The organism is Kitasatospora sp. NPDC048365 (assembly GCF_043200835.1).
GTDB lineage: Bacteria > Actinomycetota > Actinomycetes > Streptomycetales > Streptomycetaceae > Kitasatospora > Kitasatospora terrestris.
The window spans coordinates 154,722-177,797 of the sequence record NZ_JBICYJ010000005.1 but is presented as its reverse complement, the minus strand read 5'-3'; the positions used below and the strand labels follow the sequence as shown (position 1 = coordinate 177,797).

General features: G+C 73.4%; 21 protein-coding genes and 1 riboswitch. Of the genes, 12 read left to right on the top strand and 9 right to left on the bottom strand.

Features of this window, described 5'->3' with window-relative positions:
- Nucleotides 1-45: 45 nt before the first annotated feature.
- Nucleotides 46-1,650 carry a serine/threonine-protein kinase gene (locus ACGFX4_RS07065; protein ID WP_393070951.1) on the top strand — a complete coding sequence of 535 codons (1,605 nt, stop codon included), beginning with the start codon at nt 46-48 and terminating at the stop codon, nt 1,648-1,650.
- Nucleotides 1,651-1,797: 147 nt separating this feature from the next.
- Nucleotides 1,798-2,145 (top strand): hypothetical protein, encoded by a 348-nt coding sequence (locus ACGFX4_RS07060; protein ID WP_393070950.1) that lies wholly within the window; start codon nt 1,798-1,800, stop codon nt 2,143-2,145.
- Nucleotides 2,146-2,200: 55 nt separating this feature from the next.
- Here ACGFX4_RS07060 and ribB read toward each other — a convergent pair whose 3' ends face one another.
- The 3 genes from ribB to ACGFX4_RS07045 form a co-directional block, all read right to left on the bottom strand.
- Nucleotides 2,201-2,854: a 3,4-dihydroxy-2-butanone-4-phosphate synthase gene (gene ribB, locus ACGFX4_RS07055; protein ID WP_393070949.1), complete on the bottom strand. Its 654-nt coding sequence runs from the start codon at nt 2,852-2,854 to the stop codon at nt 2,201-2,203.
- Between the two features lie 228 nt (nt 2,855-3,082).
- Nucleotides 3,083-3,213: riboswitch (FMN riboswitch) on the bottom strand.
- A 46-nt stretch (nt 3,214-3,259) separates the two neighbouring features.
- On the bottom strand, nt 3,260-3,814 hold the full coding sequence (locus ACGFX4_RS07050) for a GNAT family N-acetyltransferase (protein ID WP_393070948.1): 555 nt from the start codon (nt 3,812-3,814) through the stop codon (nt 3,260-3,262).
- A gap of 69 nt (nt 3,815-3,883) precedes the next feature.
- On the bottom strand, nt 3,884-5,404 hold the full coding sequence (locus ACGFX4_RS07045) for a PucR family transcriptional regulator (protein WP_393070947.1): 1,521 nt from the start codon (nt 5,402-5,404) through the stop codon (nt 3,884-3,886).
- A 427-nt stretch (nt 5,405-5,831) separates the two neighbouring features.
- On the opposite strand from ACGFX4_RS07045, the gene ACGFX4_RS07040 reads away from it, so the two are divergent.
- Nucleotides 5,832-6,449 (top strand): hypothetical protein, encoded by a 618-nt coding sequence (locus ACGFX4_RS07040; RefSeq protein ID WP_393070946.1) that lies wholly within the window; start codon nt 5,832-5,834, stop codon nt 6,447-6,449.
- Nucleotides 6,450-6,486: 37 nt separating this feature from the next.
- On the opposite strand, the gene ACGFX4_RS07035 is transcribed toward ACGFX4_RS07040, so the two are convergent.
- The gene (locus ACGFX4_RS07035; protein ID WP_393070945.1) at nt 6,487-6,987 is read right to left on the bottom strand and encodes a hypothetical protein; all 501 of its coding nucleotides are present in this window, start codon (nt 6,985-6,987) and stop codon (nt 6,487-6,489) included.
- A 134-nt stretch (nt 6,988-7,121) separates the two neighbouring features.
- Between ACGFX4_RS07035 and pip the strand changes: the two genes are divergently transcribed.
- The 3 genes from pip to ACGFX4_RS07020 all read left to right on the top strand — a co-directional run bounded on the left by pip (nt 7,122) and on the right by ACGFX4_RS07020 (nt 10,181).
- Nucleotides 7,122-8,078: a prolyl aminopeptidase gene (gene pip / locus ACGFX4_RS07030; RefSeq protein ID WP_393070944.1), complete on the top strand. Its 957-nt coding sequence runs from the start codon at nt 7,122-7,124 to the stop codon at nt 8,076-8,078.
- Nucleotides 8,079-8,143: 65 nt separating this feature from the next.
- Nucleotides 8,144-8,635 (top strand): MarR family winged helix-turn-helix transcriptional regulator, encoded by a 492-nt coding sequence (locus ACGFX4_RS07025; RefSeq protein WP_393070943.1) that lies wholly within the window; start codon nt 8,144-8,146, stop codon nt 8,633-8,635.
- A 91-nt stretch (nt 8,636-8,726) separates the two neighbouring features.
- A complete protein-coding gene (locus ACGFX4_RS07020) occupies nt 8,727-10,181 on the top strand; it encodes a DHA2 family efflux MFS transporter permease subunit (RefSeq protein WP_393070942.1) in 1,455 nt (484 codons plus the stop codon).
- 22 nt (nt 10,182-10,203) lie between these two features.
- Here the strand turns inward: ACGFX4_RS07020 and ACGFX4_RS07015 are convergent, their stop codons facing one another.
- Nucleotides 10,204-12,984, bottom strand: coding sequence for a molybdopterin-dependent oxidoreductase (locus tag ACGFX4_RS07015; RefSeq protein ID WP_393070941.1), 2,781 nt, complete (start codon nt 12,982-12,984; stop codon nt 10,204-10,206).
- Nucleotides 12,981-13,805, bottom strand: a complete 825-nt coding sequence (locus tag ACGFX4_RS07010) for an FAD binding domain-containing protein (protein WP_393070940.1) — start codon at nt 13,803-13,805, stop codon at nt 12,981-12,983. The genes ACGFX4_RS07015 and ACGFX4_RS07010 overlap by 4 nt, the downstream gene beginning before the upstream one ends.
- Nucleotides 13,806-14,029: 224 nt before the next feature.
- Here ACGFX4_RS07010 and ACGFX4_RS07005 point away from each other — a divergent pair, with 224 nt between their 5' ends.
- Nucleotides 14,030-15,253, top strand: a complete 1,224-nt coding sequence (locus ACGFX4_RS07005) for a hypothetical protein (protein WP_393070939.1) — start codon at nt 14,030-14,032, stop codon at nt 15,251-15,253.
- Nucleotides 15,237-16,007 (top strand): hypothetical protein, encoded by a 771-nt coding sequence (locus tag ACGFX4_RS07000; protein ID WP_393070938.1) that lies wholly within the window; start codon nt 15,237-15,239, stop codon nt 16,005-16,007. Before ACGFX4_RS07005 ends, ACGFX4_RS07000 begins: the two co-directional genes overlap by 17 nt.
- A gap of 64 nt (nt 16,008-16,071) precedes the next feature.
- Here the strand turns inward: ACGFX4_RS07000 and ACGFX4_RS06995 are convergent, their stop codons facing one another.
- Nucleotides 16,072-16,674: a TetR/AcrR family transcriptional regulator gene (locus ACGFX4_RS06995; protein ID WP_345694911.1), complete on the bottom strand. Its 603-nt coding sequence runs from the start codon at nt 16,672-16,674 to the stop codon at nt 16,072-16,074.
- A gap of 90 nt (nt 16,675-16,764) precedes the next feature.
- On the opposite strand from ACGFX4_RS06995, the gene ACGFX4_RS06990 reads away from it, so the two are divergent.
- Together ACGFX4_RS06990 and ACGFX4_RS06985 are read left to right on the top strand one after the other, a co-directional pair.
- Nucleotides 16,765-17,904 (top strand): acyl-CoA dehydrogenase family protein, encoded by a 1,140-nt coding sequence (locus ACGFX4_RS06990; protein WP_393070937.1) that lies wholly within the window; start codon nt 16,765-16,767, stop codon nt 17,902-17,904.
- Between the two features lie 48 nt (nt 17,905-17,952).
- Nucleotides 17,953-18,714 (top strand): SDR family NAD(P)-dependent oxidoreductase, encoded by a 762-nt coding sequence (locus ACGFX4_RS06985; protein ID WP_393070936.1) that lies wholly within the window; start codon nt 17,953-17,955, stop codon nt 18,712-18,714.
- Nucleotides 18,715-18,742: 28 nt separating this feature from the next.
- Here ACGFX4_RS06985 and ACGFX4_RS06980 read toward each other — a convergent pair whose 3' ends face one another.
- Complete coding sequence (locus tag ACGFX4_RS06980) at nt 18,743-19,108, bottom strand: iron chaperone (RefSeq protein ID WP_393070935.1); 366 nt, start codon at nt 19,106-19,108, stop codon at nt 18,743-18,745.
- A gap of 186 nt (nt 19,109-19,294) precedes the next feature.
- Between ACGFX4_RS06980 and ACGFX4_RS06975 the strand changes: the two genes are divergently transcribed.
- Nucleotides 19,295-19,708, top strand: a complete 414-nt coding sequence (locus ACGFX4_RS06975) for an ATP-binding protein (RefSeq protein ID WP_393070934.1) — start codon at nt 19,295-19,297, stop codon at nt 19,706-19,708.
- A 94-nt stretch (nt 19,709-19,802) separates the two neighbouring features.
- On the opposite strand, the gene ACGFX4_RS06970 is transcribed toward ACGFX4_RS06975, so the two are convergent.
- Nucleotides 19,803-21,239: a carbohydrate-binding protein gene (locus ACGFX4_RS06970; protein WP_393070933.1), complete on the bottom strand. Its 1,437-nt coding sequence runs from the start codon at nt 21,237-21,239 to the stop codon at nt 19,803-19,805.
- A 247-nt stretch (nt 21,240-21,486) separates the two neighbouring features.
- Between ACGFX4_RS06970 and ACGFX4_RS06965 the strand changes: the two genes are divergently transcribed.
- Nucleotides 21,487-23,010 carry a glycoside hydrolase family 64 protein gene (locus ACGFX4_RS06965; RefSeq protein WP_393070932.1) on the top strand — a complete coding sequence of 508 codons (1,524 nt, stop codon included), beginning with the start codon at nt 21,487-21,489 and terminating at the stop codon, nt 23,008-23,010.
- Nucleotides 23,011-23,076: the final 66 nt, after the last annotated feature.

Sequence of the window (23,076 nt, the reverse complement as noted above, 5' to 3'; positions counted from 1 at the left end):
CGTGTGGCCGAGCAGGCACGGTGTGCAGACGGATACGGGGGGCGCATGTCGGTGGACGCGGGAACGACGGTGGTCCCCGGACTGGTGGTCGTGCTCGGGCTGGCGCTGGTCCTGCGGCTGCTGTCGCTGCCGCTGCTGACGGCCGCTCAGCGCGGGGCGCGGCGCCGGGTGGAGGCGGTCCGCGACGGCCGGCCCTCGGTCCTGGCCTCCCCGGCGGCCCTCGGCGAGCTGCTCCTGGAGCTGGCGGGGGCCGTCGGCCTCGTCGTACTGATCCGCACCCAGGGCGTGGCCGGCTTCGGGGTGCTGACCGACTCGGTGGCGTTCGAGGAGACCGCCGAGTTCGCGATCGTCACCGACCTCGACTGGTCGACCGCGCGGAACCTGTTCGTCGTCCTGACGCTCGTCCTGCTGGCCGCCGGGCTGCTGCTCTGGTTCCTGACCCAGCGGAACCTGCTGGGCGCGGGCCCCGGCCGCCGCCTGGATCCCGCCACCCGCACCCGGCTGGTCCTCGTCCTCCTGCTGCGCGCGGCGGTCGGCGTGTTCGTCCCGTCCGGACTCGTGCTGGCCGCCCTGCTGGTCCAGGCCGTCGCGCTGCTCACCAGCCGGAGCGCCCTGCGGCCGCGGGCCGCCGCCACTCCCCCGCCGGCCCACCTGCCGCCCGTGACGCCCGACCGCGTGTCGCCCGTCCGGCCGGCCGGGTACGTGCCGACGCAGGCCGATGCGGGCCCGGTCGCCGCGGCGCACCCGGCCCACCAGGCGCTCCGCCCCGGCGAGCCGCGGACCATCGGCGGCTACCGGCTGCTCGGCCGGATCGGCGCCGGCGGCATGGGGACGGTGTACCTCGCCCAGCGGCAGGGCGCCGCCACCCAGGTCGCCCTGAAGACCCTCAACCCCGAACTGCTGGACGACACCGAGCTGCTGCGCCGCTTCGAACGGGAGGCGCGGGTGCTGGCGATGGTCCCCGGCGACTACACCGCGCGGGTGCTGGACACCGGGGTGGACGCCGGACGTCCATACCTGGCGATGGAGTTGCTGGACGGCCGGCCGCTCGACGTCCACCTGCGCGAGCACGGGCCGATCCGCGAGCCGCAGGCGTTGCGGGCGCTCGCGCTCGCGCTGGCCGTGGCGCTGTCGGAAGTCCACCGGCTGGGCCTGGTCCACCGCGACCTCAAGCCGGGCAACATCATGCTGACCACGGCCGGACCGCGCCTGCTGGACTTCGGCATCGCCTCCATCGTCGACGGCACTCGGCTGACCCGGACCGGCGGCGGCCCCGGCACCCTCACCTACATGGCGCCCGAGCAGTTGGACGACGGCGCGGTCGGGCCGTCCGCCGACATCTGGGCGTGGGCCTGCTGCGTGGTGTGCGCCGCCCACGGCGCCAGCCCGTTCGCCGCGACCAGCACCGGCGCGGTGATCCGCCGCATCGTGGACACCGGGCCGGAGCCGCTCGCCCTCGGCGCCGTGCAGGCCCTCGACCCGGCCCTCGCGGCGGTCGTCACCCGGGCCCTGACCTCCGACCCGGCGGCCCGCCCGGCGGACGGCGCGGCGCTCGCCGACCTCCTGACGGCCCGTCCGGGCCCGTCGGCGCCGCTCGCCGACGCCGTGCGCGACCAGATCACCCAGGGCTGGCGCACCCTCGCCCTCTGAGCGCGCCCGAGTCGCCACCGCCTACGATGGCCGGGCCGCTCCGCCCGTGACGACTCCCGAGGTGACTGCCCGATCGCCGCCGACCTTGCGACCCTCCTCCGGGACGCCCTCCACCTGCTCGACCGCCCGGAGCTGCTGCCCCGGGAGTTGGACAGCCACGCCACCAGCACCGTCGACGTCGTAGGCCGCCCGAGCATCTGCCTGGTCGCCACGGCGGACGGGCCGGTCGTCGTCTGGTCCTCCTTCGGCAGCTACGAGGAGCGGATGACGGCTTCGCTCGCCGTGCCGTACCTCGCGCTGCACCTGGAGTCCTCGTCCGCCCACTTCCACGTCGGCCAGCCGGCGCTGGTCCGGGTCCGCAGCCACCTGCAGCTCGTCGCGGAACTCCGTCCGGAAACGCTGGAATCTGCCGCACAGTTGGCGGCGGCTCTGCTGGCCTACCTGGACCATCAGCAGCGAGTGCACGACCTCGTCACGGCCGCGCTCCGGCCCTGACCGCCGCCACCGCTCCACCTCGTCGACACGGCGGAGCGGTGGCGGAGCCGCCGGGTCAGGAGGCCGGCTCGGTGTCCCTGCGGTAGGCGGCCAGGTCACCGACCGAGATCAGGGCGAGCCCGTCGCGTTCGGCGAGCGCCCGCAGGTCGTCCGGGCGGGCCATCGACCAGTCCGGGCGGACCACCTCGCACATCGTGGTCACACCGGACAGCCCGGCCAGCCGGGACAGGTCGACCGCCGCCTCGGTGTGCCCGTCGCGCTCCAGCACCCCGCCGCGGGCGGCGCGCACCGGGAAGACGTGCCCGGGCCGGGCGAAGTCCGCCAGCCGGGCCGCCGGGTCGGCCAGCGCCTGCACAGTGCGGGCCCGCTCGTCGACCGGGATGCCGGTGGTGCCGCCGGCGACCAGGTCGACGGAGACGGTGAACGCGGTGCCGTGCAGCCCGGAGTTGTCCTCCGCCATCTGCGGCAGGTCCAGCTCCTCGCACCGCTCGTACGGCACCGCCGCGCAGACCACGCCGGAGGTGTGGTCCAGCATGTACCGCATCGCGGTCTCGTCGGTGTACTCGGCGGCCACCATCAGGTCGCCCTCGTTCTCGCGGGACTCGTCGTCGAAGACGAGGACGAACTCCCCGCGCCGGAAGGCCTCGACCGCCCGGGCGACCTGCTGGAGGCGGTCGGTGGGGGTGGTGGTGGTCATCGTGGTTGCCATCTGCTCTCTCCTGAGGTCGGGAATCCCGGTGGGGATTCACTGATCTGCGAGAGAACGCGGCCATGCGGGAGGGCGCGTGCGGGCGCACGACGGCCCCCCAGCCATGGACGGCGCCGCACCGGATGTCTGCCCGGATGCGCGGACGCCGTTCCGGGGGAATTGAGCGAGCAGCACGTCCGCACGGCCGGTGCGCCCGCAGGGGAGCCGGCCGGGTCGGACGACAACTCGCCGCGCACTGCCTTCCATCCGGACTTTCACCGTCGGTCCTGGAGTTCCACCAGGTCAACCGGCCGATGGCTTCGGCCGGGTCGCGGACTTTCACCGCCGGTTCGGAATTGCACCGACCCCGGAGCGCGCGAACACTCAGCGACGATCATGGCACACCGGAGGCCGCCTGAGGATGTGTCAGTCGGCACACGCCCGGGCGCGGGTCAGCCGCCAGACCTGGTCCTCGCCGGTCTCCGCCGGGGCGTGCCGTTCGGCGGGGCGGCGCAGGTGGACGGTGAAGCCGAGGCGGGCCGGGACGGCCCCGCTGGCCAGGTTCGCCGGGTCGTGGACGATCTCGACCCAGTCGACCTCGGGGAGGCGGAAGGCCTGCGCGGCCACCGCTCGGGCGGCCCGGGTGACCAGGCCCCGGCCGGTGGCGGCGGGGTGCAGCCAGTAGCCGATCTCCCGGCTGTTGTCCGGGGCGCCCTCGCCGCGGAACAGCTCGATCGCGCCGACGATCGCACCGTCCAGCACGATCGCGTAGCTGTACGCCTGCCCGCTCTCCCACTTCTCGCCGCGGCGCGCGAGGAACTCGGCGGTCCGCTCCGGGGTGTGCTCGGTGGTCCAGGCCATCCAGGGCGCCAGATGCTCCAGCGACTCGTCGATGACCCTGAGGAACTCGGGCAGGTCCGCCTCCTCGAAGCGGCGGAGGGTCAGGTCGTCGAGGTCGATCACCGGCTGAGGAAGGTCCATCCCGAGAGGATCGTGGGCGACCCGCGCGCCCTGCAAAGGAATTTCCGCCCTGGTGCCGGCCGTCCCCCGTCAGGGGTGCGGTGCCGGGGCGATCCGCAGGGCCGCCCAGAGGTCGAGGCGGTCCTGGAGGTGCAGCAGGTTGCGGCCGGTCAGCTCCTCGATCCGCTTGACCCGGTAGTGGACGGTGTTGACGTGGATGCTCAACGCCTCGGCGGTGCGGGCCCAGGAGGCGCTGTGTCGGAGGAACGCGTCCAGGGTGTCCACGAGCGAGACCCCGTTGGCGCGGTCGTGCTCGACCAGCGGGGCGAGCAGCCGCCGGCGGTAGGCGGTGGCGACCTCGGCGGGCAGGCCGCGCAGCAGGGTGTCGACGGAGGTCAGGTCGCAGCTGCGGCCGACGGCGCCGGGCGGGCGGGTGCGCAGCGCGTAGTCGGCCTGGACGAGGGCCGCGCGGAGTTCGGCGGCGCGCGGCTCGACGGTGGGGCCGATGCCGAGGCTGACCCGGCGGCGGCTGGTGAGCCGGGCCTCCAGGCGCGGGAGAACCCGGGCGAGGGTGGCGGCGACGGCGGCCTCGGGTGCCGCACACAGGGCGATCGCGCCGCCGCGCCCGTCGGGGGCGGCGAGGAACGGGGCGTCCGTCAGCTCGTGCAGCGCCTCGGCGAGGGCGGCGGCCGTCCAGGTCTCGGCGGTGCTGTCGATCCGGGCGGCGACCGGGGTGAGCGGGTGGTTCAGCGGGAGGCCGGAGTGGGCGAGGGCCCGTTCGGCCTCGGGGTCGGTGGATCCGCCGAGCAGTTCCAGGAGCCGGCCGCCGGTCTGCCGGGCGGCGCCGGCGGCCGCGCGGGCGCGGGTGGCGAGCGGGGCGAGCAGCTCGGCCAGACCGTGCAGCATGGTGGTGGCGGTCGGACCGGGCGCGGTGTGGGGGTGCAGCAGCCAGCCGTCGAACGGGGTGTCGCCGGGCGGGCCGACCGGCACGGGCTCGGTGGCGACGCCCGGGCCGGTGGTGCCGGCCGGGCCGCTCGCGGGCTCGCTCGTCGGGTCGGAGGTGCCGAGGACGCGTCCGGCGCCGGTGCGCAGCGAGCAGGCGGGCAGTCCGAGGTCGGCGACGGCGCGGCGCAGCAGCTCGTCGAGCGGGGCCCGGGTGCGGATCAGTTCGCCGATCGACCGCCGGGCGGCGGCCGGCAGGGCCGCGCTGCCTTCGGCGCGGGTCTGCAGGCCTCCCCACAGGCGCAGGTAGATCCGGTCGGTGACGGCACGGAAGCTGGTGCCGGCGGGGATGGCGAGTAGCGGTATGCCGTGCCGGCGGCAGGCGTCGACGAGTTCGGGCGGGACGGCGCCGTGCGTGCCCTCGCCGGCGAGCAGGCCGGCGACCTCGGCGATCCGCAGCGAGTTGGCGAAGCGCAGGGCGGCCTGGGCGTCCTCGGGGCGCCACCAGACCAGCCCGGTGAGGACGAGCTCGCCGGGTTGCAGGTAGCGCGCCGGGTCCTGCAGGTCGGTGGAGGTCACGCCGGTGACCTCCCGTCCGAGCAGGTGGGGTGCTGCCCAGGCGACCTCCAGGTGGAGGTCGTCCAGCTCCAGCAGGTCTCCGACGATCACGCTGTGCTCCGTTGGTTCCGGGACGGGTCTCGCTCTCGCCAATGCCATGGCGAAGGTGCATTCGGCATCGTAAATGCAAGGCCAGTAGGTCTGCACGCCTCTTGTTCGATCACCCGACGAACCCCCCGCCGACGGGCCTCCCCACCCGTCGGGACCCACAGTCGCCCACAGTCGCCCACGCCGCCCCGCCCGCTGCGGGGCCGTCCTGTCCGATCACCCGATGCCGACGGGCCCGCGTCGTGTCGAACTCCAGTAGGAGGCCGGGCCGGGCTCCGGTTGAATCGTTCCCGGCAGCGCCCCGATGCGCGGGAGCCGCGAACACCCGACCTCAAGCGGGCCGTTCGCCGCTCCCGCGCTCTCGGACCACCCACGCGGCCGCCGCGAAAATCGGCGGCGTGGCGGGTGGGCGTGCGGAACACTTCGGCGGGTGATCGTGATGCAGCCCGTCCTGGAGATCCTCACCCCCGACGGCTTCGACCTGTGGCCGGTGGCCGAGGTGCAGCCGTTCGCGTTCTTCGCGCTGCACGGGCGGCTCTCGTCCGCCGAGGTGGGGACGGCGGTGATGCGGATCGCGGGCTGCAACGACGTGGACCCCGACGGCGACCGTCCGCCGCGGCCCGCCGATCCGCTCGGCTCGTTCCTGCACGGGCTGCTGACGTTCGAGCACCTGTTCGCGGCCGGCGGCCTGCGGGTCGCCGACACCGCGAGCGGCACCGAGTTCCTGCCCGGCTGCTGCGACGGGCTGGAGGACTGGCGCGACTGGTACCGGCTCACCGACGGCGACGGAGTGCTCGGCTTCGGGCACGACCCGTCGCCGCTGGCGGAGCGCACCGGCGACACCCTCCGGCTCACGGTGGACAGCGAGCGCAGCGACAGCCCGGTGATCGAACTGCCCGCCGCCGAGCTCCCCTCGCTCCTGGCCGGAGTGGAGCGCGACCTGACGGACTTCCTCGCCCTCGCCACCGGCTGGGCGGCCCGGTACGTACCCGACCACCGGGCCGGCGTGAGCGCCGCGCTCGCCCGGGTCCTCGACCTGCCCGCGTAGGGCCGGACCGGGCCGGACCGGGCCGGGCCGGGCGGGCTCAGGCGAAGGCGGTCTCGGTGAAGGCGATCCCGCCGCGGGCGTCGGGGGTGAGGACGAGCCTCGGCGAGTGCTGCGGCACCTGCCGCAGGTACTGCCGGAATCCCGAGGCCCGGAACCTCAGGTCGAAGGACTGGCCCTCGATGTGCCAGTGCGGGGCGTCCTCGGCGTCCTGCGGGTCGGCGCGCCGCAGCTGGTCGATGTCCAGGCTCAGCGGCAGCCCCGTGAAGGAGAGGTCGCCCACGACGTCCCGGACGTCCTCGAACACCAGCGTGGCGGGCGAGATCCAGAAGGTGAAGTGCTTCTCCGGCTCGACGGGGTAGACCCAACGGATGATGTAGTCGATGTCCAGCATCAGGCGCGGCAGCGCGCCGTCGGTCGCCCCGGGTTGTACGCAGAGTCCGTGGATGGTGACCTGGTGCCACTCCATCTCGTCGAAGTCGGTGTCGCTCCAGACGGCCTTGCTGAGGCCGGATTCCGCGTGGGTGGTGCCTGCGATCATGGTGACATCCAATCAGAGACCGACGGGCCGACGCCCACCGCGGCACTCCCGGGACGCTGACTGGAGCTCAAATAGGCTGCTGCATGTGTGAGTTGTGGGATGAAAATCCGATCGTCCCCGTAGGATCGTCGGTTATGGCCGACTACTCTCCGATCCACCCCTACGACACCGGCTTCCTCGACACCGGCGACGGCAACCGCGTCTACTTCGAGCAGTACGGCAACCCCGACGGCAAGCCCGCCCTGGGGGTGCACGGCGGCCCGGGCTCGGGCTCGCCGCGGCGGCCGCTGCGGGCGTGGGATCCCGAGCGCTACCGGGTGATCCGCTTCGACCAGCGCAACTGCGGGCGCAGCACGCCGCACGCCTCCGACCCGGCGGCGGACATGCGGCTGAACACCACCCGGCACCTGATCGACGACATGGAGCGGCTGCGCGAGCACCTCGGCGTCGAGCGGTGGCTGCTGAACGGCGCGTCCTGGGGCGTCACGCTGACCCTCGCCTACGCGCAGCGGCATCCCGAGCGGGTGAGCGAGATCATCCTCCAGGCGGTGATGACGAGTCGGCGCTCCGAGATCGACTGGCTGTACCGGGGCGCAGGCCGGTTCCACCCCGAGGCGTGGGACCGGTTCCGCGCAGGCGTCCCCGAGCGGGAGCGGGACGGCGACCTGCTCGCGGCGTACGCGCGCTTGATGGAGAGCCCCGACCGGGAGGTCCGGCGCCGGGCCGCCGCCGACTGGCTGGCCTGGGAGGACGCGGTGGTGTCGGGCGAGCCCACCGCCGTCCCCGGGATGTACGGCGACCGCGAGGTCGACGAGCAGATCGCGTTCGTCCGGATCTGCTCGCACTTCTTCGCCAACGGCGCCTGGCTGGCGGAGGACCAGTTGCTGCGCGACGCGCACCGGCTGGCCGGGATCCCGGGGGTGGTGATCACCGGCCGGCACGACATGGGCTGTCCGCCGCGGAGCGCCTGGGAGCTGGTCAGGGCGTGGCCGGGCGCACGGCTCCACATCTCCGAGGATTCGGGCCATGTCGGCAGCGCGGGCATGGTGCAGGTGGCCCGGGACGCCATCGAGGAGTTCAAGCACCGCTGACAGCCCCCGCACGCCCCGGGATGGTTCCGCAGTGGACTATCCGCTGACTGCCGTACCCTGGGGGGATGAGCACACCTTTTCCAGGACGGACGGCACGCGACCTGACCGGCATGCTGGTCCAGGCGGCCCATGCGATGAACACCCGGCTCGCGGTGGCGCTGGCCGAGATCGACAGCACGCCGCGCGCGCACTGCGTCCTGCTGCACGCGATGGAGGCGCAGCGCACGCAGTCCGAGCTCGCCCAGATCGCCGGCCTGGACAAGACCACCATGGTCGTCACCACGGACGAACTGGAGCGCGCGGGCCTGGCCGAGCGGCACCCGTCCCCCACCGACCGGCGCGCCCGGATCATCGTGGTCACCCCTGCGGGCGAGGAGCTGGTGCGTCGCGGCGAGGTGATCGTCGACCGGGTGCACACCGAGGCACTGGACGGCATGTCGCCGGGCGAGCGACAGGTCTTCGTCGACGCGCTGACCCGCCTGGAGCAGATGCCCGCGGAGGCGACCCCGCCTGCCGCCGACAAGCCGGTGCGCCGCCCCCGCCGCCCCCGCCAGTAGTCCCGAAAGAAATCGTCTACTACAAAACTATCTGCTAACGTCTCTCTTGTTGCGTCCGCGTCCGCGTACCGTGGAACAGGAGAGACCTCTCATGCCCCGCACCCCCCGCTCGCGATGGCTGGCCCTGGCCGTCATCTGCACCGGAATGCTGATGATCATCCTGGACGGGTCGATCGTCACCGTCGCTCTCCCGGCCATCCAGCAGGACCTCGGTTTCTCGTCCTCCGGCCTGGCCTGGATCGTCGACGCCTACGTGATCGCGTTCGGCGGCCTGCTGCTCCTGGCGGGCCGGCTGGGCGACCTGATCGGACGTCGGCGGATCTTCGTCGCCGGGCTGGCGGTCTTCACCGCCGCCTCGGTGCTCTGCGGCTTCGCGACCGATCCCGGCGTCCTGATCGCCGCCCGGTTCCTCCAGGGCGCCGGCGGCGCGATGACCTCCGCGGTCAGCCTCGGCATGATCGTGGCGCTCTTCCCGGAGCCGGCCGAACGGACCAGGGCCTTCGGTGCGTTCGGCTTCGTCGGCGCCGCCGGAGCCTCGCTCGGCCAGGTGCTGGGCGGCGTGCTCACCCAGGGCCTGAGCTGGCCGTGGATCTTCTTCGTCAACCTGCCGATCGGCGTGCTGGCCGTCCTGGCCGGCCGGCGGCTGCTGGACGACGACCGCGGCCCGGGCCTGCGGGCCGGTGCCGACGCCCTCGGCGCGGTCCTGGTCACCGCCGGGCTGATGATCGGCGTCTACGCGATCGTCGAGGCCGCCTCGTACGGCTGGGCCTCCCCGCACACCGCCGGGCTCGGCAGCCTGTCGATCGCCCTGCTGGCGGCCTTCCTGGTCCGTCAGGCCCGCGCCGCGAAGCCGCTCCTGCCGCTGCGGATGTTCGCCTCCCGCACGGTGGTGGCCGCCAACCTCGTCCAACTGCTGATGCTCGCCGCGCTGTTCAGCTTCCAGGTGCTGGTCGCCCTCTACCTGCAGAACGTCCTGCACTACAGTGCCTCCCGCACCGGCCTGGCCATGCTGCCGGCCGCACTGACCATCGGCACCGTCTCGCTGGCCGTCTCCGCCCGCGCCATCGGCCGCTTCGGCGAGCGCACCACGCTGCTGGCCGGTCTGGCCCTGCTCACCGTCGGCCTCGGCCTGCTCGTCCGGCTGCCCGCCCACGACGCCGACTACGCCACCGACCTGCTGCCCACGATGCTCGCCGCCGGCGGCTTCGGGCTGGCGATCACCGCGCTGACCGCCCTGGGCATGTCCGGCGCCCGGCCGGAGGACGCGGGCCTGGCGTCCGGCCTGTTCAACACCACCCAGCAGGTCGGCGCGGCGCTCGGCGTCGCCGTCCTGACGACGGTCGCCTCTTCCCGCGCCACCGGCCTGATCTCGGCGGGCACGGGTCGGGCGGAGGCGCTCACCGCCGGCTTCCACCTGGCCTTCGCGATCGGCGCGGGCCTGCTGCTCACCGCCCTGGCCGTCACCGCCGTCGCCCTCCGGCGGCAGCGGCCCGCACCCGGAGCCGCGACGGCTCCCGCCGACGCGCAGGTGTCCGTCCACGTCTGACGGCCCCTCCGCCGCGACCGGCTCAGCCCGCCGCGCCGCCCTTCCCTCCGGACGGGCGGGCGCGGCGGCGGTGCTCGTCCAGGGCCTGCCAGACCTTGTCGCGCAGGAACGGGGCCTCGGTGAAGCGGATCCCGGTGGCGTCGCGCAGCGCGTTGGCGAAGGCGGGCGGCACGGGGTTGAACGGGCTCTCGGACATCGACTTGGCGCCGAGCGGGCCGATCGCGTCGGAGGTCTCGCTGAAGTGCACCTCGGTGCGGGGCACGTCGGCGTAGGCGGGCAGCCGGTAGCGGCGGAACGCGGCGGTGGTGACCTCGCCGCGCCCGTCGAGCAGCACCTGCTCGAACAGGGTCGCGCCGAGCGCCTGGGCGACGCCGCCCTCGACCTGGCCGCGGCACTGCAGCGGGTTCATCACCTTGCCGGCGTCGGCGCCGTGGACGCTGCGCAGGATGCGGATCTCGCCGCTGTCGGGGTCGACGGCGATCCGGAACCACTGCGAGTTGAAGGCGACCGACCGCGGTGACCCCCCGAAGTGCCCGTCGGCCCGCAGCTCGACGCCCTGCCCCCGCGCGGCCTCGTACACCTCCTTCAGCGGTACCGTCCGCCCGTCGCACTCCACCGCGTCGGCGGTCAGCCTCAGCAGGCCGCGCGGGGTGCGGGCGTACTCGGCGGTGAAGGTGAGGATCCGTTCGGCGAGCGCGTTGGCGGCCCTCATCACGGCCTTGCCGGCCACCACCGTTCCCGCCGAGCCGAAGGCGCCGGTGTCGTGCCCGACCAGGTCGGTGTCGGACTGCCGGATGCCGATCCGGTCGACGGTGGTGCCCAGCGCACCGGCGGTGATCTGCTGGTGCACGGTGGTGGTGCCGTTGCCGAACTCCGCGGTGCCCACCGCGATGTCGTACGTGCCGTCCTCCAGCAGCTTCACCGCGGCGTCGGCGATGTGGCCGCCGGGCGGGCCGCAGGCGATCGCCGACATGGCGAACCCCTGGCCGACCAGCCAGCCCTCGGGGGCGAGTTCGGCACTGGTGTCGTCGGCGAGCGCGGTGCGCACCACGCCGAGGCACTGGTCGAGGCCGTAGGAGGCGATGTGCAGGTCCTCCTCCTCGCCGAGCGGGCCCTCCATGTGCTCGCCGGGGCCGATGACGTTCTTCTCCCGCAGCACCAGCGGGTCGACACCGAGGCGGCGCGCCAGCTCGTCCATCGCCGACTCCACCGCGAAGGTCACCTGCCCCAGCCCGTAGCCGCGGAAGGCACCGGCGGGCACGCCGTTGGTGTAGACGGAGTACGCCTCGACCTTCTTGTGCGGCGCCCGGTAGATGCCCATCGACTCGCCGATGCTGTGGAACATCACCGCCGGCCCGTGGTTGCCGTACGCGCCGGTGTTGGCGACCACCCGGAACTGGAGGGCCGTCAGCGTGCCGTCCCGCTTGGCCCCGAGCTTCACCGTGACGCGGAACGGGTGCCGGGTGGTGGCGCCGTGGAACTGCTCGGCCCGGGTGAACTCCAGCTTCACCGGCCGGTGCAGCCGCATCGCCGCGAGCACCGCGATGTCCTCGGTCAGCATCTCCTGCTTGCCGCCGAAGCCGCCGCCGACCCGGCCCGCGACCACCCGCACCTTCTCCGGCGGCAGGTCGTACAGGTCGCACAGCGCCCGCCGGGTGAGGAACGGCACCTGGGTGGAGGAGCGCACGACGATCCGCTCCTCGCCGGTCTCCTCCGACTCCTCGAACCACACCACGCAGCCGTGCGTCTCCAGGCTGGCGTGCTGCACCCGCTGGGTCCGGAAGGTCTCCTCGTACACCACGTCGGCCTCGGCGAAGCCCGCCTCCACGTCGCCGAGTTCGCCGTGCGCCTCGCCGCAGACGTTGCGCTCCGGCCGGGCGATCCGCGACTGCGGTCCCTTCGGGTGGATCACCGGCGCGCCCGGCGCCATCGCCTCCTCCGGGTCCAGCACGTACGGGAGTTGCTCGTACTCGACGACGATCCGCCGGCAGCCCTCCTCCGCCGCGCCCTCGCTCTCGGCGACCACGGCGGCGACCCGCTGGCCGACGAAGCGGACCACGTCGTCCAGCACCCGGGTGTCGTCCGGGTCCTCGGTCGGGTGCTCGTGCCGGGCGGAGGAGTAGAGCTTCGCCGGCGCGTCCTCGTGGGTGAGCACCTCGACCACGCCGGGCACCCGCAGGGCGGCCGAGGTGTCGATCGAGAGGATCCGGGCGTGCGGGTGCGGGGAGCGCAGCAGCTTCATGTGCAGCAGGCCGTCGACGGCGACGTCGAAGGTGTACCGGGCCGTGCCGGTGACCACCTGCGGGCCGGCGGGTGCGCCCGGGCTGCGCCCGACGGCCTGGCCGGCGCAGGGCGCCTCGGTGTGCCGCACGCCGCGGATCGCGTCCTCGATGGCCCGGTAGCCGGTGCAGCGGCACAGGTTGCCCTTGAGCGCCCGCGGCAGGTCGGCGCGCTTCTCCTCGTCGAAGGCGTCGGAGGACGTGGTCATCAGCATGCCGGCCGTGCAGAACCCGCACTGGAAGCCCTGCGCGTCGAGGAACCGCTGCTGCATCGGGTGCAGCTCGCCGTCCTCGGCGAGCCCCTCCACCGTGGTCACCGAGCGGCCCCCGGCGCGCAGCGCGGGGTAGAGGCAGCTGTGCACCGGCTCGCCGTCGACCTGTACGGTGCACGCGCCGCAGTCGCCGGCGTCGCAGCCCTTCTTCACCCCGAACCAGCCGCGGTCGCGCAGGTAGGTGCGCAGGCACTGGCCGGCGCGAGGTTCCTCGTCGAAGTCCTCGCCGTTGACCCGGATCGCGAAGCTCATCTGTCCTCCCCCTCGACCAGCTCGCGCCGGATCTCCTCGGCGTAGCGGAACGTCATGTGCCGGCGCCAGGCCGGGAGTCCGTGGATGTCGTCGAAGTACTCCTCCGGCCGGATGCCGTACCCGACGGCCTCGCGGACCGCCTCCGCGTTCGGCGGCACCGCGAACCGCAGCTGGATCGGCCGCACCGTCGACGCGGTGACGGTCAGCGCGAGCTCACCGTCGATCGGGTCGCGGGCGCCGATCACCAGGGCGCCCGAGCGGCCCAGCCCGTACAGCGAGGCCTGCCGGAAGGCGGTGCGGCTCGCCAGTGCCCGTGCGGGCAGGGTGATGGAGCGCAGCAGTTCGCCGGGGCGCAGGTCCTTGACGCCGGCGCCGAGGACGAAGTCCTTGACCGGCACCTCGCGCACCCCGCCGTCCTGGGCGAGCAGGGTGCACACGCCGTCCAGTGCGGCGGTCAGCGAGATCATCGGGCCGGCGGGCAGGCCGTTGCAGAGGTTGCCGCCGATGGTGGCCAGGTTCCAGATCTTCCAGGACGCGAGGAACGCCCGGCAGCACTGCTCGACCAGCGGTGCGGCCGGCCGGTCCGCGCCCCGGGCGAAGCGCGACAGCTCGGCGATCGTGCAGGTCGCCGCGATCTCCAGGTCACCGGCCGCGGTGACCCGCAGCGGCTCCCAGCCCATCCGGCTCAGGTCGAGCAGCCGCCGGATGTGCGGCTGCGGCTCGGAGAACAGGTACGTCCCGCCGCCCAGCCAGGCATCGCCCGGGCGCCACGTCCCGCGACTGCGCGCGTCGCGCAGCTCCACCACCGTGTTCAGGTCCACGTGCCACCACCGTCCTCGACCGATCGACACGGCGATTCAAGCAACGCCCGACCTGCCCGAACGAGTGGTCGCGCGCACCACGCCCCACGTCCCGAACTGGACGATCACCCAACGGCGGCTCGTTGCCCGCCGTCCTGCGCCCGTGAGAGCATCGGGGTCCAACGGTCCGTCATGTCCACGGCTTTGCACGGTCCACCGAGCGAGGCGATGGCAGGTACCGTCCGATGTCCACAGCCCGGCCCGCGGAGGCCCGGATCGAGGAGGCGGGCGCCGTCCTGGTCGCGCCTGCGGCGCTGCGGGACGACACCCCGGTCAGGGACTTCTTCGGGTCCGTCGTCACCCCGGAGGAGCTTGCCTCCGGTTCTCCCGACCTCACGGGGAGGACCGTCTACCTGTGCGGCGACGCCTCGGCGGTCGACGTCCGCCGGCTGCGCACGGCCGCGCGGGTGTTCGTCGTCCGGGAGCAGCCGCACGGCCACGAGGACCTCGCCGGGCCCTGGCCGGTCGTCGGCCCCGGCCGGGTGCCCGTCCGCGTCCACGGCGTCGGCGTGTACTGCCCCCGCTTCTTCGAGCCCGGCGACGACCACTTCGGACGGATCCGCGCGGAGCACGAGTTCCAGTCCCTGACGGAGTCCACCAAGCCCGGCGCGGCGCACCGCAGCGGGATCTACCTGACGCCCGTCACGCGGGACGGCGACGGGCTCCGCTTCCGCCTGCTCCGCTGCTCCACGAACCTCTCCGGGCCGACCGAGAACTTCCGCCCGACGGACACGGGCATCGTCGACGCCCTCAACGCCGAGGCCGCCACCCTCTTCCGGGGCCACGCGCCGCTGAACCACGTCCTCGCCCAGACCTACCACAACACCCGTGCCACGGACGGCCGCAAGCAGTCCAAGGCCAGGATCTCGAACCATGCGGACAAGACCAAGGACATGCCCGCCAACGGCATCATGGCCTTCTGCACCTTCTACGACGGGCTCGACGGGCTGCAGCCCCTGCCGGGCGACGCCTTCGACCGCGGCGTGAAGGGCGTCAGCGCCCTGACCGGCATCCGCTTCCGCCTCAAGGACGCGGCCGGGGACGAAGCCCGCACGCTCCCGGAGCAGTTCACGCTGACCCTCCACCCCGGGTCGGTGTTCTTCATGCCGCTGTCCACCAACCGCCTGTACACCCACGAGATCCGGCCCTCGGCGCTGGACGCCGAGCTGCTCCCGACCCGCCTGGGCTACGTGGTGCGCTGCTCGGACACCGAAGCCGTCCACCGGGACGGCCGGACGTTCCTCAGGACGGCCGGAGGTCCGGTCGAGCTGGAGCCGCCGAGCGAGGCCGGCATGGACGAGCTGCGCAGGCTGTACGCGGAGGAGAACAGGTCCACCTCCCGCATCGACTACGGCGGCCGGTTCCTGTTCAGCATGAACACGGGGGACTACCGTGCCCCTCGGCTCTAGCGTCCCGGACGGGATCCTCCGGCTGTCCGTCCCGTCCGACGCGGACCTGTTCGCGGAGCTGTCCGCGGCGTCCGCCCTGGAGGACGTGGGCAAGGGCCGACGGGGCGCCGTGCTCGCCGGGGTCGACGAGGCGGGCCGCGTCCCGCTGGTGCGCACCACCACCCGGTACGGCAGTCCGGCCCAGCGGTTCCGGGACGTTCACGAGCGCCTCGCGCGGGAGATCCAGGACCGCGCGGGCCTTGCGGTCGGCTTCAACAACGCCCTCGTCGAGGTCTACACGAACGCCTACGCCACCATGGGCGCCCACTCCGACCAGGCCCTCGATCTGGCCGACGGCTCCTTCATCGCCGTGTTCTCCTGCTACCGGCGTCCCGAGGCGGAGCCGGCGAGGAAGCTGGTCTTCGAGCAGAAGGAGCCCGGGGGCGAGGGGTTCGAGATCCCCCTCGCCCACCACGGCGTTGTCGCGTTCTCGGTGGCCCTGAACCGTCGGCTCAGGCACCGGATTGTGCTGGACGCGCCCGCCCGGGCCGCGGACAACGAGTGGCTGGGCGTCACCTTCCGGACGTCGAGGACCTTCCTCCGGTTCGAGGACGGACAGCCGCACCTCCCGCAGGGCGGGCGTCTGACCCCGGCGACCGACGAGCAGAGCCGCGACTTCTACCGGCTCCGCCGCCGCGAGAACCAGGAGACGGACTTCCGCTATCCCCCGCTGACCTACACCGTCAGCGCGAGCGACCTGCTGCCGCCGGTCTGACCTCCGGCGGCCTCCCCCGGCCGTCCCGTTACGGGCCGTCCCGGTACGGGCCGTGCCCGCCGGTTCAGCGGGTCAGGCCGTGCAGCAGCAGCTCGGCGAGGTGCGCGTACGCGGCGGCGTCGGCGAGTCCGGTGGCGGCGGCGACCTGGCGCTGCTGGATCCGGACCATCACCGAGCTGATCACCTCTGCGGCGAACGCGACGTGCACCTCGCGGAACGCGCCGGCCGCCACGCCCTCCTCGATCAGCTGCCCGATCCGGGCGGCGGCGGCCCGGGTGTTGCGCTCGTAGACCTCGGCGGCGGGTTCGAAGGCCGCCACGTCGTCGAAGAATCCGGGCGAGACGGGGGCCAGCTCGGCGGCGACGGCCCGCAGGTAGGCGGCCAGCCGGCCGGCCGGGTCGGTCTCGGCCGCGAGGGCGGCCTCCACCCGCTCGGTGGCCCGGCGGAAGAAGTGCACCACGGCCGCCCGGACGAGCTGCTCCTTGCTGCCGGCCAGCCCGTACAGCGTGCGCTTGGAGCAGTGCAGCCGGCCCGCCAGGTCGTCCAGGGTGAACTGCGCGAAGCCCTCCCCGATCAGCAGTGCGACCAGGTCCTCGAAGAGCTCCGCTCGGCGCGCGGCGCCGCGCCCGGTGGGCCTCGCGGCCGGTGTCGCTGGGGTCTCGATCACCGGCTCAGTATTCCAGCCTCGATCCCGCGCCATGATGGCGCTACGCTAAGCGGTACTGACGTACCTCATCGAGTACCGCTTGGAGCCCTCATGGCCGTGGACCGTCTGCTTCCCACCGAGGAAGCAGAAGACCTGATCGACCTGGTCCGGGACATCGCCGACCGCGAGCTCGGCTCCCGGGTCGAGCAGCACGAGAGCACCGAGACGTACCCGGAGGGCCTGTTCGGCACCCTCGGCAAGGCCGGGCTGCTGGGCCTGCCGTACCCGGAGGAGTTCGGCGGCGGCGGCCAGCCGTACGAGGTCTACCTGCAGGTCCTGGAGGAGCTGGCCGCGCGCTGGGCGGCGGTCGCCGTGGCCACCAGCGTCCACACCCTCGCCTGCCACCCGCTGAACGCCTACGGCACCGACGCGCAGAAGGAGCGCTGGCTCCCCGACGCCCTGGCGGGCGACCTGGTCGGCGGCTACAGCCTCTCCGAGCCGCAGGCCGGCTCCGACGCGGCCTCGCTCGCCTGCAAGGCCGAGCGCACCGAGGCCGGGTACCGGATCACCGGCACCAAGGCCTGGATCACCCACGGCGGCAAGGCCGGCTTCTACGCGCTGTTCGCCCGCACCGCGCCCGGCGGCAACGGCGTCTCCTGCTTCCTGGCGCCCGGCGCCACCGAGGGCCTGTCCTTCGGCGCCCCGGAGAAGAAGATGGGCCTGCAGGGCATCCCGACCTGTGCCGCCTACTGGGACGGCGCCGAGCTGGACGCCGACCGCCTGCTCGGCTCCGAGGGCCAGGGCCTGCAGATCGCCTTCAGCGCCCTGGACTCCGGCCGCCTCGGCATCGCCGCCTGCGCCACCGGCGTCGCCCAGGCCGCCCTCGACGCGGCGACCGCGTACGCCAACGAGCGCACCACCTTCGGGCGCAAGATCATCGACCACCAGGGGCTGGGCTTCCTGCTCGCCGACATGGCCGCCGCCGTCGACTCGGCGCGCGCCACCTACCTCGACGCCGCCCGCCGCCGCGACGCCGGCCGCCCGTTCGGGCGCCAGGCGAGCGTCGCCAAGCTGATCGCCACCGACGCCGCGATGAAGGTCACCACCGACGCCGTCCAGGTCCTCGGCGGGTACGGCTACACCCGTGACTTCCCGGTCGAGCGCTACATGCGCGAGGCGAAGATCATGCAGATCTTCGAGGGCACCAACCAGATCCAGCGCCTCGTCATCAGCCGCGGCCTCGGCCGCTGACCCCGGCCCCCACCCGTACCACCGGACAGCCCCACGAGGAGCATTCGCATGGACATCACCGGATCCGCCGCCCTGGTCACCGGCGCAGCCTCCGGCCTGGGCGCGGCCACCGCCGCCGCCCTGGCCGAGCGCGGCGCCACCGTGTACGGACTCGACCTGCCGCAGGCCGTCGAGGCCGCCGGCCCCCGGCCGGACGGCGTCGTCCTGCTCGGCGCCGACGTCACCGCCGAGGAGCCGGTCCGCGCCGCGCTGGCCCGGATCGACGAGGACGGCGCCCGCCTGCGGATGGCCGTCAACTGCGCCGGCATCGCCCCCTCCGCCCGCATCCTCGGCCGCAAGGGCCCGCACGACCTGGCGCTCTTCCAGGCCGTGCTCAACGTCAACCTGCTGGGCACCTTCAACGTGATGCGCCTGGCCGCCGAGTCCATCGCCCGACACGAGCCGGACGAGCGCGGGCAGCGCGGAGTGATCGTCAACACCGCCTCGATCGCCGCCTTCGAGGGCCAGGTCGGCCAGATCGCCTACGCCGCGTCCAAGGCCGGCGTGGCGGGCATGACCATCACCGCCGCCCGCGACCTCGCCCAGTTCGGCATCCGGGTCGTCACCATCGCCCCCGGCATCGTCGACACCCCGATGATGGCCGGCTTCAGCGACGAGGTCCGGGCCGGCCTCGCCGCGGGCGTGACCTTCCCGCAGCGCCTCGCCGAGCCCGCCGAGTACGCCCGCCTGGTCACCATGGTCGCCGAGCACGACTACCTCAACGGCGAGACCATCCGGATGGACGGCGCCCTGCGGATGGCCGCCCGCTGACCCGACGGGACAGGCCCGGCCGGGAACGTCAGCAGACCGTTCCGGGCCGGGCCGCCGTGGCCCTGAGCAGCTCCCGTACCAGGTCGAAGTCCACGTTCTCCGGCCTGCGGAAGCGCAGACAGCTCCGGCCCATGTCCTGTCCGGCCAGCCGCTCGCCGAACGCCTCCCGGACGTCGCCGCGCATCAGGTAGAACGAGAGGTACTGCCGCTGCGCGGCGAACGCGATCTCGCAGGCCCCGTCCCGCTCGTACGCGGGCATGCCGAACGCCATCACCTCGTCGAAGCCGACCAGCTCCTCCCGGCACAGCTGCCGCAGCCGGGCCGGCGCCGCCCTGCGCTCCTCGGGAAGCTCCGCCAGGTAGCCGTCCACGTCCTTCGCCGCGCTCCGCACCATGCTCCGAGGCTACGCCGGAGCGGCCTTCGGCTCACGGACCAAGGTCCCACCCGCCCGGGATCCTCCGCCCCCGATCGGGGACAGGTGACTCTGACCACAGGGACGACCCCGGCCGTAGCGTCGGAAGTACAGGGGCCGTACGGCAACGACGACGCCGGCCTTCCGATCCTGCCGAGAGGAGCTCCCATGCCGTGCCGAAGGACGTCCCTGGCCGCGACCCGTGTCGAACTGGCCCGCGTGCCACAGGCCGTGCGGGTGGCGCGGCGCCTCCTGCGGACGATGGCGGGCGACTGCGGCGGCTGCGTCGCCGGCGGCCCGGCCGAGCTCCTACTCAGCGAGGTGGTGTCGAACGCGGTGCGGTACGCACGCGGCAGCCATGTGGACGTGGTGGTGGCACCCAACGGGACCAGGGGCCTGATGGCCGCGGTGTTCGACGAGGAGCCGCACCTGGACCGGGGCACCCGGGCCGGCTCCGGGAACGACGGCATGGAGCGAGGCCGCGGCCTGGACCTGATCGAGGCGCTGTCCGACACCTGGGGCGTCACCACCGTCGGCGACCGCGGCAAGTGGGTCTGGTTCACCACGGCCGCCCCCGCCTGACACCCGGGCGACGGACCGTCAGGATGTCCGTGAGGCGCCGTTCGGACCTCGCCGGCGAGGTGAGGATCCGAACGGCTGGACGGGCTGTCGGCGATCAGTGGCCGAAGGTGAACCAGTTGAGGTTGACGAAGTCGGCGGGCTGGCCGCTGGTGAAGGTCAGGTAGACGTCGTGGGTGCCGGTGACGGCGCTGATGTTGGCGGGGACGGACCGCCAGCTCTGCCAGCCACCGGTGTTGGCGACGGCGAAGGAGCCGATCGGCGCGCTGCTGCGGCTGTCGAGGCGGACCTCGACCAGGCCGCTGACGCCTCCGGCGGCGCCGCTGGCCACCCGTGCGTTGAACTGGCGGGCGGCGCTGCTGCCGAAGTTGACGCCCTTGTAGAGCGCCCAGTCGCCGTTGGCGAGCGTGCCGAGGTCCTGGCCGCCCTCGCTGCAGGCCTCCAGGACTGTGCCGGCCTGCCCGTCGTAGGACTCGGCCTGGATGGTGGCGTACGCGTCGCGGTTGCCGGGCACCGGGGTGCCGGTGGGCGTGGCCGTGGGGGTGCCGGTCGGCGTGGGGGTGGGCGTGGAGGTCGGAGTGGGCGTCGGCGTGCCGCCGCCGGGGCCCGTCTGCCAGACGCCGACGTAGTCGACGGTCAGCGGCACGCCCGAGGCGGTGCCGGCGTCCGGGCCGCCGCCGAAGGCGGCCGGGAACTCGCCGCCCATGGCCACGTTGAGGATCAGGAAGTAGCCGTGGTTGGTCGCGGCCGCCCAGGTGCCGGTGTCCATCTGATTGGCGCTCACCGAGTGGAACTGCACGCCGTCGAGGTAGAACCGCACCTGCTCGGGGCTGGTGCTGCGGTCCCACTCCATCCCGTAGGTGTGGAAGCCGCTCTGGCAGGTGCCGGGGCTGCAGACCTTCTGGCCGCCGATGCCGCTCTTCTCGTTGCACGGGCCGCCGGGGCTGGTGCCGCAGTGCATGGTGGCCCACTCGTTGTTGATGCCCTGGACGTTCTCCATGATGTCGATCTCGCCGACGCCCGGCCAGTTCCACCAGTTGCCCCGGTAGGGCGTGCCGAGCATCCAGAACGCGGGCCAGTAGCCCTTGGCCGCGGCGCCGGTGACGTTGGGGAGCTGCATCCGGGCCTCGACCCGGAGCTTGCCGCCGGCCGGCGGCTGGAAGTCCTCGCGGTTGGTCTCGATCCGGCCGGACGTCCAGTGGCCGGCGGCGTCGCGGACGGGGGTGATCCGGAGGTTCCCGGCGCCGTCGAGCGACACGTTGCCGGTGCTGGAGGTCATCGTCTCGACCTCGCCGGTACCGAAGCCAGCCGGGCCTCCGGGGTAGCTGGTCCCGGTGGTGTAGCGCCAGTTGGCGGTGTTGACCCCGGTGCCGGCGGGGCCGTTGAAGTCGTCGGCGAAGACCTGCGTCCAGCCGGCCGGGGCCGGGACGGCGGCGTTGGCCTCGTTCATCACGCCGGCCAGTCCGGCGGCCAGCAGGGCGGCCGTGGAGAGGGCGGCGACCAGGGTTCTGACGCGCCGTGCTCGTGCAGTCATGACTGCCTCTCGGGTGGGGGACGGTCGTTGAGAGCGCTCTCGAACGCATTTGGTACCGACCGCACGACAGAGTGTCAATGCATTGGACTCAAAGGCACATTCTTTATTGAATAATTAAAGACTGGTGAGCGATTTGATACGGTTTCAACCCCCGCTTCCGGCATGGCACTTGACAGCAAGTGAACCCATCGCCACGCTCACCGAGAGCGCTCTCATTCCCCGTCCCCACCCCCACGAGGGATGCGCCATGCCCCGTTCCCGTCGTTCCACCCCGGGCCTGTTCCTGGCCGTACTGCTGTTGATCTGCGCGGTCTTCGCGGGAGCCCCGCCCGCCGGGGCCGCCGTCGACTACACCCAGGGCGTCGCCGCGGCCGGCGCCGGCCAGGCCCAGTTCTGGTTCAAGCCCGCCACCCCCGCCGCCCTGGTCGACGTCCACTACCTGGTCAACGGCTCCGGCCAGCAGAACTTCCGGATGGACAACGCCGCCGGCACCTGGACGAAGACCGTCACCGGCCTGCCGGGCGGCGGCGCCGTGGACTACTGGTTCACCTACGAGAAGGGCGGGCCGCTCTTCGACACCCCGCACTTCGCCTGGACGGCCGGGTCCGGCGGCAGCACCCCGCCCCCCGGCGGCGGAGGCACCACACCGCCGCCCGGCGGCACCGGCACCTTCCCCGTGGTGTTCCGGAACAACACCCGCGGCGTCTGGCCGGACAGCCAGGTCTACGTACTCGTCCTCGGCATGGCCACCCCCGGCCAGTGGTCCTACCTGAAGCCGAACGGCACCCTCGCGCACATCAACCACCTGGAGGAGAACGCCCCGGGCCACCTCACCAAGAACGGCCGCAACTACGCCGCGATGTCCTTCTCCCTCGCCCAGGCCTCCACCGTCACCGTCCCCAGCGCCCTGGAGGGCGCCCGGATGTACCTCTCCGTCGGCTCGCCGATGTTCGTCCCGATCTCGCCGGACGACGCGGGCTGGGGCGGACCCGACCTGCTCAACCCCGCCGACCCCAACGCCGACGTGTACTTCGACTGGTACGAGTTCACCTACCGGCACGGCGTCATCCCGTTCGGCGGCAACACCACCCAGGTCGACATGTTCGGCTTCCCGGTCACCGCCCGCCTGGAGCAGTCCGCCACCGGCTACGACCAGACCGTCGGCATCACGCTCACCCGCGACCAGGTCCGCACGCAGTACGCCGCCGCCGTCGGCCCGGCGTTCCGGCCGCTCGCCTCGCCGTACCGGATCACCGCTCCGCGCAGCGCCGCCGCCTTCCGTCCCGGCGGTGCCCAGGCCGGGTACCTGCAGCCGGCCATCGACCAGGCCTGGTCGTACTACACCGGGCACCAGTTCACCCTGACCCGGCTCAACCAGACCTTCACCGGCCGCGTGGTGAACGGGCGCCTGCAGTTCACCAAGGACGGCGCCGGGCCGTTCTTCCTGAGCAAGCCCACCACCGCCGATGTGACGGCCTGCGCCGGGGCCCTCGCCTCGGCCGGGATGAACACCACCGAGCTCGAACTCGGCGCCGAGTTCTGCGCCGCCTTCAACCGCGGCGTCGCACTCGACACCACCCAGTGGTACGCCCCGGCCGCGTACTACCCGGCCGCCACGCCCAAGAACGACTACGCCGGGTTCTTCCACACCGTCGGCCTCGGCCACCGGGCCTACGGTTTCGCCTACGACGACATCAACGACCAGAGCTCGGTCCGGATCCTGCCCAACGCCGACCCGCCGACCCGCCTCACCATCGGCATCGGCTGGTAGCCGGCGCCCCTCCCCCGCGTCCACCCGCCCGCAAGCCAGGGATGCCCCGGGTGGACGCGGGCCAGG

Bases quoted from the DNA above. Each gene is read 5' to 3' on its own strand.
- ACGFX4_RS07065 (WP_393070951.1), top strand. From the start codon at position 46: ATGTCGGTGGACGCGGGAACGACGGTGGTCCCCGGACTGGTGGTCGTG.
- ribB (WP_393070949.1), bottom strand. From the start codon at position 2,854: ATGGCAACCACGATGACCACCACCACCCCCACCGACCGCCTCCAGCAG.
- ACGFX4_RS07050 (WP_393070948.1), bottom strand. From the start codon at position 3,814: ATGGACCTTCCTCAGCCGGTGATCGACCTCGACGACCTGACCCTCCGC.
- ACGFX4_RS07035 (WP_393070945.1), bottom strand. From the start codon at position 6,987: ATGATCGCAGGCACCACCCACGCGGAATCCGGCCTCAGCAAGGCCGTC.
- pip (WP_393070944.1), top strand. From the start codon at position 7,122: ATGGCCGACTACTCTCCGATCCACCCCTACGACACCGGCTTCCTCGAC.
- ACGFX4_RS07025 (WP_393070943.1), top strand. From the start codon at position 8,144: ATGAGCACACCTTTTCCAGGACGGACGGCACGCGACCTGACCGGCATG.
- ACGFX4_RS07020 (WP_393070942.1), top strand. From the start codon at position 8,727: ATGCCCCGCACCCCCCGCTCGCGATGGCTGGCCCTGGCCGTCATCTGC.
- ACGFX4_RS07015 (WP_393070941.1), bottom strand. From the start codon at position 12,984: ATGAGCTTCGCGATCCGGGTCAACGGCGAGGACTTCGACGAGGAACCT.
- ACGFX4_RS07005 (WP_393070939.1), top strand. From the start codon at position 14,030: ATGTCCACAGCCCGGCCCGCGGAGGCCCGGATCGAGGAGGCGGGCGCC.
- ACGFX4_RS06990 (WP_393070937.1), top strand. From the start codon at position 16,765: ATGGCCGTGGACCGTCTGCTTCCCACCGAGGAAGCAGAAGACCTGATC.
- ACGFX4_RS06985 (WP_393070936.1), top strand. From the start codon at position 17,953: ATGGACATCACCGGATCCGCCGCCCTGGTCACCGGCGCAGCCTCCGGC.
- ACGFX4_RS06980 (WP_393070935.1), bottom strand. From the start codon at position 19,108: ATGGTGCGGAGCGCGGCGAAGGACGTGGACGGCTACCTGGCGGAGCTT.
- ACGFX4_RS06975 (WP_393070934.1), top strand. From the start codon at position 19,295: ATGCCGTGCCGAAGGACGTCCCTGGCCGCGACCCGTGTCGAACTGGCC.
- ACGFX4_RS06970 (WP_393070933.1), bottom strand. From the start codon at position 21,239: ATGACTGCACGAGCACGGCGCGTCAGAACCCTGGTCGCCGCCCTCTCC.
- ACGFX4_RS06965 (WP_393070932.1), top strand. From the start codon at position 21,487: ATGCCCCGTTCCCGTCGTTCCACCCCGGGCCTGTTCCTGGCCGTACTG.